Raw genomic sequence first — 13,942 nt, 5'->3', positions numbered from 1 at the left:
TTGGGCACGCCTCCTTGGAGACGTCCCCGCTTGCACACGTCCCGCCTTGAAGGCGGCGGGACGCATCCGGTGCGTGGTGGAGGTGTCGTCGGGGCCTGTCTTGGCCTGTTTCGGCCTGCCTTCGTCCTTTATAGCCCCATGGCAGAGGAGGTGGAGCGTCGTGGGTCGGCTCCGCCGTAGAAGGTGCCGTCCTCGATCATGATGGACTGAGCGGCGCCCATGGCTTCCTGCAGGCTGACGCTGTGGCCCATGTTCTCGAGCAGCCGGATGGTGTCCGGGCTGATTCCCTGCTCGATGCGGATCTCGTCAGGCAGCCACTGATGGTGGATGCGCGGCATACTCACCGCAGCCTGGATGTTCATGCCATGATCGATGACATTCATCAGCACCTGCAGCGTGGTGGTGATGATCCGCGATCCGCCCGGACTGCCGGTGATCAGGAAGTTCTCGCCATCCTTCTTGACGATGGTGGGCGTCATCGATGACAGCATGCGCTTTTCAGGCTCGATCTTGTTCGCTTCGCCGCCGATCAACCCGTAGGCATTGGGTACCCCCGGTTTGGCGGAGAAATCGTCCATCTCGTTGTTGAGCAGGAAGCCTGCGCCATCCACCACGATACCCGAGCCATAGCTGAAGTTGATGGTGTAGGTATTGGAGACCGCGAGGCCGTTGCCGTCGGCGATCGAGAAGTGGGTGGTCTCGTTGGACTCGTAGGGCAGCGGGTTGCCGGGGGCGATATCGGCACTCGGCGTAGCCTGGTCGGCGGCGATCTCGCTGCGCAGTTCAGCGGCATAGTCTTCTGAGGTCAGGCCGGCCAGGGGGACGTCGACGAAGTCGGTATCTCCCAGGTACTGCGAGCGATCGGCATAGGCGCGCTTCATGGCTTCGGACATCAGGTGGATGGTGCTCGCGGAGTTGAAACCCAGCGCTCCGATGTCGTCGCCCTCGAGCATGTTGAGTATCTGCACGATATGGGCGCCGCCGGAGGAGGGCGGGCTCATGGCGTAGACATCATAGCCCCGGTAATTGCCGTGCACCGGCTCTCGCACCGTGGCCTGGTAACCGGCCAGGTCTTCCAGGGTCATCATGCCATCGTGGCGTTCCATTTCGGCCGCAATCAACTGTGCGGTCTCGCCCTCGTAGAATTCTCTGGGTCCCTGTTCGGCAATTCGCTTCAGGGTGGCTGCCAGGTCTGGCTGGCGGTAGATGTCGCCTACCTCGTAGCGGGAACCATCCTCCTTGAAGAACTTGGCGCGACTGGCTTCCCAGGGCTCGAAACGCTCACTGGCGCTCTCGATGCCATCGACGAACCGTTGCGGCACAGCGAAACCGTCCTCGGCTAGCTTGATGGCGGGCGCCAGCGTCTCGGCCAGCGTCATGGTGCCGTACTGCTCCAGCGCCAGGGCGAGTCCGGCAACCGTTCCGGGCACGCCGGCGGCGTTGTGGGTATAGCGGGACAGCTCGGCTACGGCGTCGCCGCTGTCATCCTGAAACATCGTCTCGTAGGCCGCCTTGGGGGCCTTCTCGCGATAGTCGATGGCAATCACATCGCCGCTTGTCTCATCGGAGATCAGCATGAAGCCGCCGCCGCCGATATTGCCTGAACGTGGCTGGGTGACAGCCAGGGCAAAGCCTGCCGTGACGGCGGCATCCACCGCGTTGCCACCGTTGGCCAGCACGTCGCGGGCCACCTCCGAAGCCAGGAAATGGCTGGTCGCAACCATTCCCCTGGTGCTCACTTCCGGATGGAACCGTTCGCCTTCGAGAATGGCCTGGCTGTCACTGAGCGCTGGGCTCGCGCTCAGGCTCAGTGATAGGCCGATGGCTGAACCAGTGATGGTGGTGCGTAAACGGCGGGAGATCGACATGGCGTACCCCTCAGGTTGTCGGATCGTTGTGTGATGGAATGGTGGCACTGTCGAATAGTGCTGCGGCCATCAGGCATGACACGCCGTTTTACTATTGACGCCCATGGACCACAGCGCAAATAGGGTTGGGCGCCAACAAGAGAGGTGTGCGGGTGTCGAAGGGAGCTGAGGGCGACCGGTACAAGCGCAGTGGCGAGGAGCCGGGGCGTGGCAAGCACGACAAGAGGCGCGGTAGACCACAGCAAAAAATGATGCTGAAAAAGAAACACCCCCGCCGGCGGGACCGGCGGGGGTGTTGGCAGGACGGCGCTTTCGTCACTGACGGTAAGCGGCTTCCTTGAGGGCGCGAATACGATCGTCCAGCGGCGGGTGGCTGGCGAACAGTTTCTCCATCAGCTTGCGAGTCTGGCCGGTGGTAATGGCGAAGGCGGTCAGGGTATCCGGCATCTGATCGGGCATCTGGGTCTCGGCCTTGAGGCGTGCCAGGGCATTGATCATGGCGCCGGAGCCCGCGAGCTTGGCTCCTGCAGCGTCGGCACGGTACTCACGGAAGCGGGAGAACCAGGCGGCAATCATCGAGGCGAGAATGCCGAACACGATCTCGGCGACCATGACCACGGCGAAGTAGCCGAAGAAGCCGAGGCCTTCGTTGTCATCGCGGCGCAGGAAGCTGTCGACCAGCTGTGCCACCACCCGAGCGAAGAACATCACGAAGGTGTTCAGCACGCCCTGAATCAGCGCCAGGGTGACCATGTCACCGTTGGCCACGTGACCGATCTCGTGGGCCAGCACGGCCTTCACTTCTTCCGGCTGCATGCGGTTGAGAAGTCCCGCAGACACGGCGACCAGGGCGTCGTTCTTGTTCCAGCCGGTGGCAAAGGCGTTGGACTGCTGGGCCGGGAAGATACCGACCTCAGGCGTCTTGATGTTGGCCTCGCGGGCGAGTTCGGCCACGGTGTCGAGCAGCCACTTTTCGGTGGCGTTGGACGGGTTCTCGATGATCACGGTGCCGGTGGAACGCTTGGCCATCCACTTGGAGATGAACAGCGATACCATGGACCCTGCCATGCCGAACACAAAGCAGAAGATGAGCAGGCTGTTGAAATTGATGCCCTGGGCGTTGAGGTACGGCTCCACGCCCAGCAATCGCAGGGTGATACTGGCGACCAGGATCACCGCCAGGTTGGTGCCCAGAAAGAGCAGGATTCTCATCATTGCCGACATTCTCCGTAAGGAAGGAAACCTGAAGAGCCCAGTGGCTCGACGGGGGAATCAGATGCTTAGATAAGCCCTGGGGCGCCAAGTTTCAAGCGCCCAGGCGTTGATCGCTCCATCGCTTGTCGAGCGAAGCGCAAGTACCTGTCGGTTTGCGCCTGCCAGTGCGTGCCTGTGCTTGCCGATTTACTGGCGATAGCGCGACAGAAAACGGGCAAAACGATCCAGCGCATCACCCAACTGGTCCGCCCAGGGCAGGGTAACGATGCGGACATGGTCCGGATCCGGCCAATTGAAGGCGGTGCCCTGTACCAGCAGGATCTTTTCCTGCAGCAGCAGGTCGAGTACCAGCTGCTGGTCATCCTGAATGTTGTAGACCTTGGGGTCCAGGCGCGGGAAGGCATACAAGGCGCCCTTCGGCGTGGTGCAGCTGACCCCCGGGATGGCATTCAGCTTTTCTACGGTAATGTCCCGCTGTGCCAGCAGCCGCCCTCCGGGCAGGACCAGATCATTGATCGACTGATAGCCGCCAAGTGCTGTCTGAATGGCATGTTGCGCAGGCACATTCGCACACAGGCGCATCGATGCCAGCATGGTCAGCCCCTGAATGAAGTCATTGGCTCGCTGCCGGGCGAGCGTGCCGGATAGCGTCATCCAGCCGCTGCGAAAGCCGGCGCAGCGATAGCTCTTGGACAGTCCATTCATGGTCACGACCAGCTGATCTTCACTGGCCAGCGCCCCGGTGGCCACGTGCACGGTGTCATCGTAGAGAATCTTGTCGTAGATCTCGTCGGAGAACACCACCAGGTTGTGTTCGCGGGCGATGTCGAGCAGCTCGCGCAGTACCTCGGGGGGATAGACGGCGCCGGTCGGGTTGTTGGGATTGATGATGACAATGGCACGGGTGTGGCTGGTGACCTTGGCCCGGATATCATCCATGGCGGGCGCCCAGTCCGCCTGCTCGTCACACAGGTAGTGGACGCCACGGCCACCGGACAGATTGACGGCGGCGGTCCACAAGGGGTAATCCGGGGCCGGAATCAGCACTTCGTCACCGTCGTTCAGCAAGGCCTGCATGGCCATGACGATCAGCTCTGACACGCCGTTGCCGATGTAGATATCCTCGATGCCAACGCCGGGGATCTCCTTGCGCTGGCATTCCTGCATGATGGCCTTGCGTGCCGAGTACAGTCCCTTGGAGTCGCAATAGCCCTGGGCCGTGGGCAGGTTGCGCATCACGTCCTGAAGAATCTCTTCCGGCGCTTCAAAGCCGAACGGGGCTGGATTGCCGATATTCAGCTTTAGAATGCGCTGGCCTTCGTCCTCGAGGCGCCTGGCGTGCTCCAGCACCGGGCCGCGAATGTCGTAGCAGACGTTATCCAGCTTGTGTGACTTTGAAAGGGTAGGCGTGTCCATGGCGCGGGTCTCGCAGAGTCCGTTGTAACGTGCCCGCTGAGGGCGGGCCGGTCGTGTAGCCGTGTGTGGCAGGTCGTGATGGCCGTCTGCCGGGTAGTCAGTCTTCCGAGGTCGCACCACCCGATGCCGAGCTGTCGTCTGCTTCAGCCGGGGAGGCCTCGGCGCTGATGTCGTCGTCGGCAGGGGCATCCACCGGGATGTCATCCGGGGTTTCCAGCGTCAGTCGGCCGAGCTTGCCATCACGCAGCTCATGCAGCAGCACTTCGGCGCCACGATGCAGGTCAATTTCCCCGCCGGCACGCAGTCCCCCACGCTTGGCGGCGATATCCGCCAGGATGGCGTGGCCGTCGAAGCCAGCCTGGGCCATGAGGTCGGGACGCTCGTCACCATCCGCGTCGACCTTGTCCGCGTCAGGATGCGCGTCGTAGGCAGGCAGTGTCGTCAATTTATAGCGTGACCTGAGGGCTTCTGGATAGCGCTTCGCCAGTTCGGCAGCGGTAATCAAGGCCACATCGACATAGTCGATGGCGGTGTCTCGGATGGCGCCGCTGGCGGCCAAACGGTAGGCACTGGCCTGGTCCTCGATCTTGGGCCACAGCACGCCGGGAGTGTCGGTCAGGGCAACGCGACCCTGAATGCGCACCTTTTGCTGACGCTTGGTGACAGCGGGCTCGTTACCCGTCTTGGCAATGGTGCGGCCAGCCAGTCCGTTGATCAGCGTCGACTTGCCGACGTTGGGGATGCCCATGACCATGACCCGCACATCCCGGTCTACGCGAACCTGACCGGCCAGTTCGTGACATAGCTTGGGGATGCGCTTCAGCTCGCGGGTGTTGGTCGTGGTCACCGCCAGCGCGCGGGTGTCTGGCTGTGCGTCGAAGAAGGCGGTCCAGGCGCGGGTGCCCTCCGGGTCGGCGAGATCGGCGCGGGACAGAATCTTCAGCACCGGCTTGTGGCGGGTCAGACTGGCCAGCATCGGGTTCGCGCTGGAGTAGGGCAGGCGGGCGTCGAGCACCTCGATCACCACGTCGATTTCCGGCAGCGCCTCCAGTATCTGACGGCGCGCCTTGTTCATGTGTCCCGGAAACCAGCCCAGCATCTCTTTCTCCTGCCTACTCTATAAGCGCAAATGACGCTCCATCTTAGGGAAACCCGAGTCAAATGTCGTCAGCAGAGATGCGGGCAGGCTGCTGAAGCTCGAGTCGATGCAGTGAGTGGGCGACCACGAGCCGCCGGGGTGGCCGTGGACGCCAAGGGGCGGAAAGGGCGTGCTAGGTGCGCCAGGCGCTATTCACCTTCGTGAAAGTTCAGTGCCAGTGAGTTGATGCAGTAGCGCTGGCCGGTGTGTGTAGGGCCGTCGGCAAAGACGTGGCCGAGGTGGGCGTCGCAGCGCTGGCAGCTGACTTCGGTACGGCGCATGCCGTGTCGATGGTCGTCATCGAGCTGGATGCAGCTCTCGGACAGCGGCCGGTCGAAGCTTGGCCAGCCACAGCCGGCATCAAACTTGTGCTCGTTCTCGAACAGGGGCGCGTTGCAGCAGGCGCAGTGATAGATGCCGTGGGTATCGGTGACGTGGTAGTCGCCGCTGAAGGGGCGCTCCGTGCCTTTTTCGCGAGTGACGTGATATTGCTCCGGGGAAAGCTGTGTCCGCCATTCGGCATCGGTTTTCTCGATCTTCTTGCGCATGGATGTTCTCCCGTGAGGTTCGACGCAGGCGCTCACTTCAAGCTAAGACGTTTATGGCCGTTTGACCAACCCGACGGTTTCACGCTGACCGTTCCATGGTGTACGTGGGACGTGCTCGTGAACACTGCGCTGGGTGTCGGCCTCATACGAGGCCCGTGTGTCTATGTACGTGTGTCTATGTACATGTCCCTATGCACGTGTGCCTGTGTGTGGGGCAAGCAGGACGGGGAATAGAGAAGGGCGTTGAATCGAACAGGAAAATCGTGACTCGGGGTTGACACTTTTCAGGGTGCTCAGTAACATACGCGCCACCTCGAGAGAGACGAGGCCGATGCGTCCCATTCGTCTAGTGGTCTAGGACACCGCCCTTTCACGGCGGGAACAGGGGTTCGAACCCCCTATGGGACGCCACTTCGCCTCTTGAAAGGCCGGAATGCGGGAATAGCTCAGTGGTAGAGCACAACCTTGCCAAGGTTGGGGTCGCGAGTTCGAATCTCGTTTCCCGCTCCAATGCGTCCCATTCGTCTAGTGGTCTAGGACACCGCCCTTTCACGGCGGGAACAGGGGTTCGAACCCCCTATGGGACGCCACTTTCCGGTACAATTTGCGATGCGTTTGCGGGAATAGCTCAGTGGTAGAGCACAACCTTGCCAAGGTTGGGGTCGCGAGTTCGAATCTCGTTTCCCGCTCCATGCGTCCCATTCGTCTAGTGGTCTAGGACACCGCCCTTTCACGGCGGGAACAGGGGTTCGAACCCCCTATGGGACGCCACTTCGCAACGCAGCAGAGGGACGTCGACAGCTGTCGCGGTCTCTGCATCGATAGAGCGGGAATAGCTCAGTGGTAGAGCACAACCTTGCCAAGGTTGGGGTCGCGAGTTCGAATCTCGTTTCCCGCTCCAAAAAATTATTGGCCTGTTGCCTCGGCGGCAGTGCCTGACGAAAAAAGGGCCCCCGGGCCCTTTTTTTGTGCTTTCTGGATGGTCTGACTCGCTGTGCGTATCTCTTGTCATGCGTCGTCAGCCGCTAGGGGGGCGACGCTTGTCTGATGATGTGCGCCAGCCCCCCCTTTGACCTCAAGTCACCTATGTCACGACAGTGACGGGGCCATGATCGTCACAGTGATCCCCATGAGGGTGGTGCAGGTGGCCATCGACGAGGTAGTCGATATGATCCCCATGAGGCACCGGTTCATGACCGCATCCGGGGCCATGCACATGATCTGCAGCATGGCCTGAGCAGTGGTGGTGCGGCGTGCAGTCTGCCGGGTTTTGATCAGTTACCTCGATGGTGTGCTCATCCACGTGGTCGCCGTGCATGTGGTGCAGGTGCCCGTCGTGCAGGTAGTCGATGTGCCCGTTATGTTCTATCGCCGTGTGACCACACCCAGGCCCGTGCTGATGCTCATGATGTGGGTGCTTGTTGCAGGTCGTCATGGCGTTGTCCTCGTAGTGGTTGAGACTGTTTAGCTTAGGCTGCGCTCAAGGGGGCGGCCACTGACCTCCGTCATGCTTTGATGGACGTCGGCCCTCGCCTTCCGTCCCTCGTCTCTCACCAAAGAGGCGTCAATGGCAGGTTGGGCGGGGTTCGACACGTATGTCCAGGCGCTCTCGGGGCATCGTGTCGCCCTCCTGGTGACACGCTGCTGGCAGCGGCAAGGCGGGTGGCTCGGTTGAAGATGTGGCTGAGTGACCCCATATGGTGAGCCTTCTATCTATTTCCCCTGACACCCACACCAAGGATCCCTCATGGCCGAACCGGCTCTGTCCATTCGAGGCCTGACCAAGGTCTACGGCAATGGTTTCAAGGCTCTCAAGGGCATCGACCTCGATGTTCAGGAGGGCGACTTCTACGCGCTGCTGGGTCCCAACGGCGCCGGCAAGTCCACCACACTGGGCGTGGTCTGTTCGCTGGTACAAAAGACCGCGGGCCAGGTATCGATCTTCGGCATCGATATCGACAAGGACTTTGCCCGTGCCAAGTATCACCTCGGGGTGGTGCCCCAGGAATTCAACTTCAACCAGTTTGAGCGAGTCATTGATATCGTGCTGGCGCAGGCGGGCTACTACGGGATGTCCCGGCGCGAAGCGCTGCCGCGGGCAGAGAGCCTGCTCAAGGACTTGAGCCTGTGGGACAAGCGCAACGGCAGCGCGCGCATGCTGTCTGGCGGGATGAAGCGGCGGCTGATGATTGCGCGGGCGCTGATGCATCGACCCAAGCTGTTGATTCTCGATGAGCCGACCGCCGGCGTGGATATCGAGCTGCGCCGCAGCATGTGGGAGTACATGCGTCGCATCAACCGGGAGGAGGGCACCACCATCATCCTCACCACCCACTACCTGGAAGAGGCCGAGAGCCTCTGTCGCAACGTGGGCATCATCAACCACGGGGAAATCGTGCGTAACACCAGCGTGAGAGAGCTGCTGGCGGAGCTGGACACCGAAACTTTCCTGCTCGACCTGGCAGAGCCGGTGTCCGAGGCACCGGCCATCGAGGGCTTCGAGGTGGGCAAGGTCGACGATGCCCAGCTGTCGGTCGTGGTCCATCGTGGGCAGTGCCTCAATGACGTGTTCGACGCGCTGAAGCGGGACGGCATCAAGGTGCTGTCGATGCGCAATCGTGCCAACCGGCTGGAGGAGATGTTCGTCTCCATGGTGGAAAGCGGCAATGCAGACAAGGAGATGCGTGGATGAATCCGAGCCAGATAGCGATCGCCCTATGGACCCTGGTGATCAAGGAAATTCGTCGCTTTACCCGCATTTGGCCTCAGACGCTGCTGCCGCCGTCGATCACGATGACGATGTACTTCATCATCTTCGGCAACCTGATTGGCTCGCGCATTGGCGAGATGGACGGCTACAGCTACATGGACTTCATCGTGCCAGGGCTGATCATGATGTCCGTGATCACCAACAGCTATTCCAACGTGGCGTCGTCGTTTTTCTCCAACAAGTTTCAGCGCAGTGTCGAGGAAATGATGGTGTCGCCCATGCCGAACTGGGTGATGCTGGCGGGCTTCATTCTGGGCGGCATGGCTCGTGGGCTCGGGGTTGGCATCATCGTCACCGGGGTGTCGCTGTTCTTTACCCGGATCGAGGTCGCGCATCCTCTATTGACCATCGGCGTGGTCATTCTGACCGCGGCACTGTTCGCCACGGGCGGTTTTATCAATGCGCTGCTGGGCAAGAAGTTTGATGACATCTCCATCGTGCCGACCTTTGTGCTGACGCCGCTGACCTACCTCGGCGGGGTGTTCTACTCGATTTCCCTGCTGCCGGACTTTTGGCAGGGGGCGTCGATGCTCAACCCGATCCTGTACATGGTCAACGTCTTCCGCTACGGCTTTCTTGGGGTGTCGGATATCCCGGTGGGCTGGGCCCTGACCGCGATCTTTGGCTTTATCATTGGTCTATTCGCCATTGCCCTGTGGATGTTGGAAAATGGCAAGGGCATTCGTAGCTAGCGCCGCGTCATCGCGGCGTTTGTCGTGACCCTTTTTCTTGGTTCTTTTGTGTTCAGGTAGCGTGCATGAGTCACTCGTCCGATCATCCTCACCATCGCCCCGCGACCTTGGCCGACGCCCCGCTGGGACGAGAGTCGGCCTACCCCGACCAGTACGATCCGGGGCTTCTCTTCCCCATCGAGCGGGCGGCCAACCGAGCGCCCCTGGGCATCGCGGAGGATGCACTGCCATTCGTGGGAGAAGACGAATGGCACGCCTTCGAGCTGTCCTGGCTGACGCCCAAGGGCAAGCCATGCGTTGCCGTGGCGCGCTTTCGTCTGCCAGCGAGCTCACCACGTCTGATCGAGTCCAAGTCGTGGAAGCTGTACCTCAACAGCCTGAACCAGACGCGCTTGAGTTCGCGCAGTGAACTCATCGCGACTCTGGAGCGGGACCTTGGCGAGGCGGCAGGGGCGGCGGTGAGCGTTGAGATTCTCGACGTCGAGGATGAGCAGCTGTCACCGCGCCGCCTGCCGGGTGAGTGCATCGACGACCGGGATATCGAAATTGCTCGTTATACACCCACTCCCGATCACCTGACGGTGAGCGATGAGATTGTCGAGGAGACGCTGACCTCGCACCTGCTGAAGTCCAACTGCCCGGTCACCGGACAGCCCGACTGGGGCAGCGTCATGATTCGCTACCGTGGGCCCAGGCTCGATAGAGATGGCCTGCTCCGCTACATCGTCGGTTACCGCCAGCATCAGGACTTTCACGAACACTGTGTCGAGCACATGTTCGTGGACCTGATGGAGAGGGCCCGCCCTGAACGCCTGCTGGTGTTGGCGCGCTACGTGCGGCGCGGTGGTCTGGATATCAGCCCCTGGCGCGGCACCCCCGGCGAGACGCCTCCCACGCCGCTGCGCCTGGCGCGGCAGTGACCAGCCGCACGCAGTGGATGCGGCGCCCTAGATCGCGGGGATAGGTTCCTGTGATAGGTTCCTGGGACCGCTCCTGTGGATCGCTCCTTGGGAGAGATCGTGTAGATAGATTGTTTAGAAGGATCGCGGCGATAGAGGGTGCCGCAGGGACAATACCTGAGTGGTCTGGTAGGGTAATGCGAAAGCGTCTCAACCATTGAATTGTGACAGGGCATTCGCCCTCTGGAGTGACACGATGGATGCCATGACATTGCTGCATGAACGCAGCTCCATGGGCAAGCTGACGGGGCCTGCTCCGTCCCGTGAGCAGCTCGACGCCATGTACCGAGCTGCGCTGCGCGCGCCGGATCACAAGGAACTCAGGCCTTGGCGCTTTATCGAGTTCTCCGGTGAAGGCCTCGATCGACTAGGCGAGCTGTTCGCCGAGGCCGAGTTTCGCGAAGACCCCAAGGCAACCGACGAGTGCCTCAACAGCGCACGGATGAAACCCAAGCGCGCACCGATGATCATCGGCGTCGTCGCTAAGGTGGACCCGGACGTGCCCAAGGTACCGAAGATCGAGCAGGTGATTTCCGCAGGGTGCGCCGCCCACGGTATCTTGCTGGCCGCTCACGCCCAGGGTCTGGGCGCCATGTGGCGCAGTGGCAAGTACGCCTTCGACGACACCGTGCGCAAGGGGCTCAGGCTGGGAGAGCACGATGAGCTGGTCGCCTTCATCTACCTGGGCCAGCTGGGTGGTCGTCACAAGCCCATCGCCGAGCACCGGGTAGAGGATTACGTCGAGGTATGGGACTAAGCGCCGTTGCGCTTGGGTCAGCGATACGGGACGCACGTTCATGGATGACATGACAAGACAGGTTGGCCACGCGCATCCGCGGCCAGCGCTGCCGCCCACAGGTGTGCCTGAAGACCTGAATGGTTTTCTTGACTGGCTGGGGGAGGCCATCCCCCTGGTGGGATCGCTTGGCATCCAGCGCATGCGGGAAGAGGGTAACGCTCTCGTGTGGGAGCTCGATCTGCGTCCCAACCTCAATGACAAGGGCACCGGTTTTGGCGGTTCGTTGACCGCTCAGACCACCCTGCTGGGCTGGTGCTGGACGACGCTGTGGCTTAGGCGTCGCGGGATCAACCAGGATGTCGTGGTAGCGCAGGCTAGCCAGCGTTTTGTGGCGCCGGTGACCGGGGACTATCGCTTGATCTGCCGGCCGGAGGCGCCGGGCGACGACCGAGCAATGCTCGACAGTGCTATCGCCGGAGAGACATCGCCCGAGGATGCGCTGGAACGTCGCCTGGCCGAGCGAGGGAAGGGGCGAATCGCCCTGGTACAGGAGCTGTGGTGTGGTGAAACGCTGTGCCTTGAGGCGCGTGGTGACTACGCCGTGCTGCCCAGCGAGCCGCCAATCGCCGTCTAGGCACCGAACCGATCTCCCATACGGGCAAAGTAGCAAAAAACGGCTTGCAATCGAGAACTTAAGGCGATAAAGTATGCGCCGTCTTGAGGGATAAGCACCGCGCAACGCGGGCAACGTGTTCTTCAAGATGACAATGCGGAGGGGTGTCCGAGTGGTCGAAGGAGCACGCCTGGAAAGTGTGTAAGTCGAAAGGCTTCGAGGGTTCGAATCCCTCCCCCTCCGCCACGAATTGATGAAAAGCCCGCTGAGAGATCAGCGGGCTTTTTCTATATGGGTGGTGTTTACCCTGATCTTGTTTACCCTGATCTTGTTTACCTGGCCTTGTTTACCTGGCCTTGTTTACCTGCTCTTGGAAACTGTCATCTGTTGACCTGGCACGCGAGGTGGACCCGGGGACTTGAGCCAAGGGCTAAGCCTGCATCGTCCCGCCCCAGAGATCCTGAACACGAGCAGTGAACGGCGGCTATTTAGCTGATGCTGCCTGGAGCGAATCGTCAGCGCCCCACGAGAGCGAAGGGATTCCCCGTTTCGCACCAAGCACCAAGCACCAAGCACCAAGCTCTGATCAGATCGAACATGTGTTCCTGTTCGACCGCGCGTTAGGAATTTTTCTCAAGCATGGCTCCTGCAGCGCTATAGTGTTTGGTGTGAAACCTGCTCATCAGTGCCGGGATAGAGAAATGCATGTCAAAAGGCTTGGGCGACTGAGATGCGTTCTAATGGGCGGCCTGTGGCTCGTGATGGGGCTGCTGGCGATGGGAGCAGAGGCAGGCTGCCCACAAGGGCAGGAAGCCTTCACCTCCTGCCAGATGGAAGGCCTCGGTACCGAAGTCTTCGTGTGTTTTGATAGCCAGACTGCCACCTACAGCTACGGCCCGATTGGCGGGCCAGCGGATCTCTCTCTGTCAGAACCCATTGAACGCGTTGATTTTGAGCCATGGTCGGGGCTTGGCAAGGCGATCAGCGAGTCAGTCACCTTCTTCAATCAAGATTACGGTTATAACGTTGTGGGCGGCTTTGACCGTCCGTTTTCCGAGGAGGAGATGCAGCGTCCGATAAGGCGCTTTGGGTGGGTTGAAGTGACCGAGAGCGGCGAGCGGATCGCCCGCCTTGAGTGCATCCCTGAGACCGTAAGCTATGGCTTTGGCGGCGGGCTCCATGATGTCAAAGTGGCCGCCGGCCAGACGTGGGATTGGGACTCCCAGACCTGGATATCGGATGCTGTGTCATCGGCCTCCATACCGCTTCTGCTAAAAAACCATCAATATAGCGACGAATTTGATTGCCTTCCCCCATCGGAGCTTCGCCTCAATGGGATAAAGATGGGCGCGCCAGTGGGCGCACTCAGCAAGTTCGGAACACCGAAGGCCACCGACGCAACCTCGTTCAGTGATGAGCCAATTGACCGGATAGCCCTGATTGGCGCGAATATCGATTTTTTCCGAGATGTCGTTGTCAACATGTCCACCATCTCGCCGAACTGGCAGACGCCCTCAGGCATCAGGGTTGGTTTGACCCGTGGGGAAGTGATCCACATTCTTGGACGCGTGCCCTCAGGATATACTGCCAGATCGCAAAATTTCGTTATCCCGGCCTGCCCCGACATTTCCGGTACCCATTCTGAGGATGCTTACCGGGAATGGTTTACTCTGATCGAATTCGGACAAGATAAGCGCGTGAACCGAGTTATCTTATTGACGTCAACAGAATAGATGACCGCGCAGCGTCAGACACGCGCTTCGGCGGTCTCAATGACCCAGCGCGGCACGTGACCCATCAAGGTCTACGATGCAGGCCTACCGGCCTCGCCAGCGTCCCTGGCTGCACCCGGACGGGGGCTCTTCGAGGTGGTGATCTACTTACTGCGCAGGTACTGGTCTCCGCGACGGATAGCCAGCCCACATGAAGCGTGCGTCTTTTAACGATTCACGCTGACAGATCTCACATGAGGCCATCTACACCG

At 60.9% G+C, this 13,942-nt stretch carries 11 protein-coding genes and 7 tRNA genes; 13 read left to right on the top strand and 5 right to left on the bottom strand.

From position 1 onward, the window contains the following. Positions 1-128 precede the first annotated feature (128 nt). The 5 genes from ggt to msrB form a co-directional block, all read right to left on the bottom strand. Positions 129-1,868 (bottom strand): gamma-glutamyltransferase, encoded by a 1,740-nt coding sequence (gene ggt / locus JF545_RS13100; protein WP_206942726.1) that lies wholly within the window; start codon positions 1,866-1,868, stop codon positions 129-131. Between the two features lie 315 nt (positions 1,869-2,183). Further along, positions 2,184-3,083, bottom strand: coding sequence for a protease HtpX (gene htpX, locus JF545_RS13095; protein WP_206942725.1), 900 nt, complete (start codon positions 3,081-3,083; stop codon positions 2,184-2,186). Between the two features lie 186 nt (positions 3,084-3,269). After that, positions 3,270-4,499, bottom strand: coding sequence for a pyridoxal phosphate-dependent aminotransferase (locus JF545_RS13090; protein WP_206942724.1), 1,230 nt, complete (start codon positions 4,497-4,499; stop codon positions 3,270-3,272). 97 nt (positions 4,500-4,596) lie between these two features. Then, on the bottom strand, positions 4,597-5,598 hold the full coding sequence (gene ylqF, locus JF545_RS13085; protein WP_206942723.1) for a ribosome biogenesis GTPase YlqF: 1,002 nt from the start codon (positions 5,596-5,598) through the stop codon (positions 4,597-4,599). A 188-nt stretch (positions 5,599-5,786) separates the two neighbouring features. Beyond that, positions 5,787-6,185, bottom strand: a complete 399-nt coding sequence (msrB, locus tag JF545_RS13080) for a peptide-methionine (R)-S-oxide reductase MsrB (RefSeq protein WP_206942722.1) — start codon at positions 6,183-6,185, stop codon at positions 5,787-5,789. Between the two features lie 335 nt (positions 6,186-6,520). On the opposite strand from msrB, the gene JF545_RS13075 reads away from it, so the two are divergent. From JF545_RS13075 to JF545_RS13015, 13 genes are all read left to right on the top strand, one after another. Further along, positions 6,521-6,596 (top strand) — tRNA-Glu (locus JF545_RS13075). A gap of 24 nt (positions 6,597-6,620) precedes the next feature. Then, positions 6,621-6,695, top strand: a tRNA-Gly gene (locus JF545_RS13070). Between the two features lie 4 nt (positions 6,696-6,699). Next, positions 6,700-6,775: transfer RNA gene (locus JF545_RS13065), tRNA-Glu, on the top strand. 27 nt (positions 6,776-6,802) lie between these two features. After that, positions 6,803-6,877, top strand: a tRNA-Gly gene (locus JF545_RS13060). 3 nt (positions 6,878-6,880) lie between these two features. Beyond that, positions 6,881-6,956 (top strand) — tRNA-Glu (locus JF545_RS13055). 55 nt (positions 6,957-7,011) lie between these two features. Further along, a tRNA-Gly gene (locus JF545_RS13050) sits at positions 7,012-7,086 on the top strand. Positions 7,087-7,932: 846 nt separating this feature from the next. Continuing rightward, positions 7,933-8,877, top strand: coding sequence for an ABC transporter ATP-binding protein (locus JF545_RS13045; protein WP_206942721.1), 945 nt, complete (start codon positions 7,933-7,935; stop codon positions 8,875-8,877). Beyond that, positions 8,874-9,647: an ABC transporter permease gene (locus tag JF545_RS13040; protein ID WP_206942720.1), complete on the top strand. Its 774-nt coding sequence runs from the start codon at positions 8,874-8,876 to the stop codon at positions 9,645-9,647. The genes JF545_RS13045 and JF545_RS13040 overlap by 4 nt, the downstream gene beginning before the upstream one ends. A 65-nt stretch (positions 9,648-9,712) precedes the next feature. Beyond that, positions 9,713-10,567 (top strand): NADPH-dependent 7-cyano-7-deazaguanine reductase QueF, encoded by an 855-nt coding sequence (queF, locus tag JF545_RS13035; protein ID WP_206942719.1) that lies wholly within the window; start codon positions 9,713-9,715, stop codon positions 10,565-10,567. A gap of 235 nt (positions 10,568-10,802) precedes the next feature. Next, positions 10,803-11,363 carry a nitroreductase family protein gene (locus tag JF545_RS13030; RefSeq protein WP_206942717.1) on the top strand — a complete coding sequence of 187 codons (561 nt, stop codon included), beginning with the start codon at positions 10,803-10,805 and terminating at the stop codon, positions 11,361-11,363. A gap of 40 nt (positions 11,364-11,403) precedes the next feature. Then, positions 11,404-11,979, top strand: a complete 576-nt coding sequence (locus tag JF545_RS13025) for a YiiD C-terminal domain-containing protein (RefSeq protein WP_431606265.1) — start codon at positions 11,404-11,406, stop codon at positions 11,977-11,979. Between the two features lie 137 nt (positions 11,980-12,116). Beyond that, positions 12,117-12,204 (top strand) — tRNA-Ser (locus JF545_RS13020). A gap of 227 nt (positions 12,205-12,431) precedes the next feature. Beyond that, the gene (locus JF545_RS13015) at positions 12,432-13,691 is read left to right on the top strand and encodes a hypothetical protein (RefSeq protein ID WP_206942716.1); all 1,260 of its coding nucleotides are present in this window, start codon (positions 12,432-12,434) and stop codon (positions 13,689-13,691) included. Positions 13,692-13,942 lie beyond the last annotated feature (251 nt).

The organism is Halomonas litopenaei, assembly GCF_017303055.1.
In the GTDB taxonomy this organism is placed as follows: domain Bacteria; phylum Pseudomonadota; class Gammaproteobacteria; order Pseudomonadales; family Halomonadaceae; genus Halomonas; species Halomonas litopenaei_A.
Note: the sequence above shows the minus strand (reverse complement) of the source record. Positions and strands in the feature narration are given on the sequence as shown.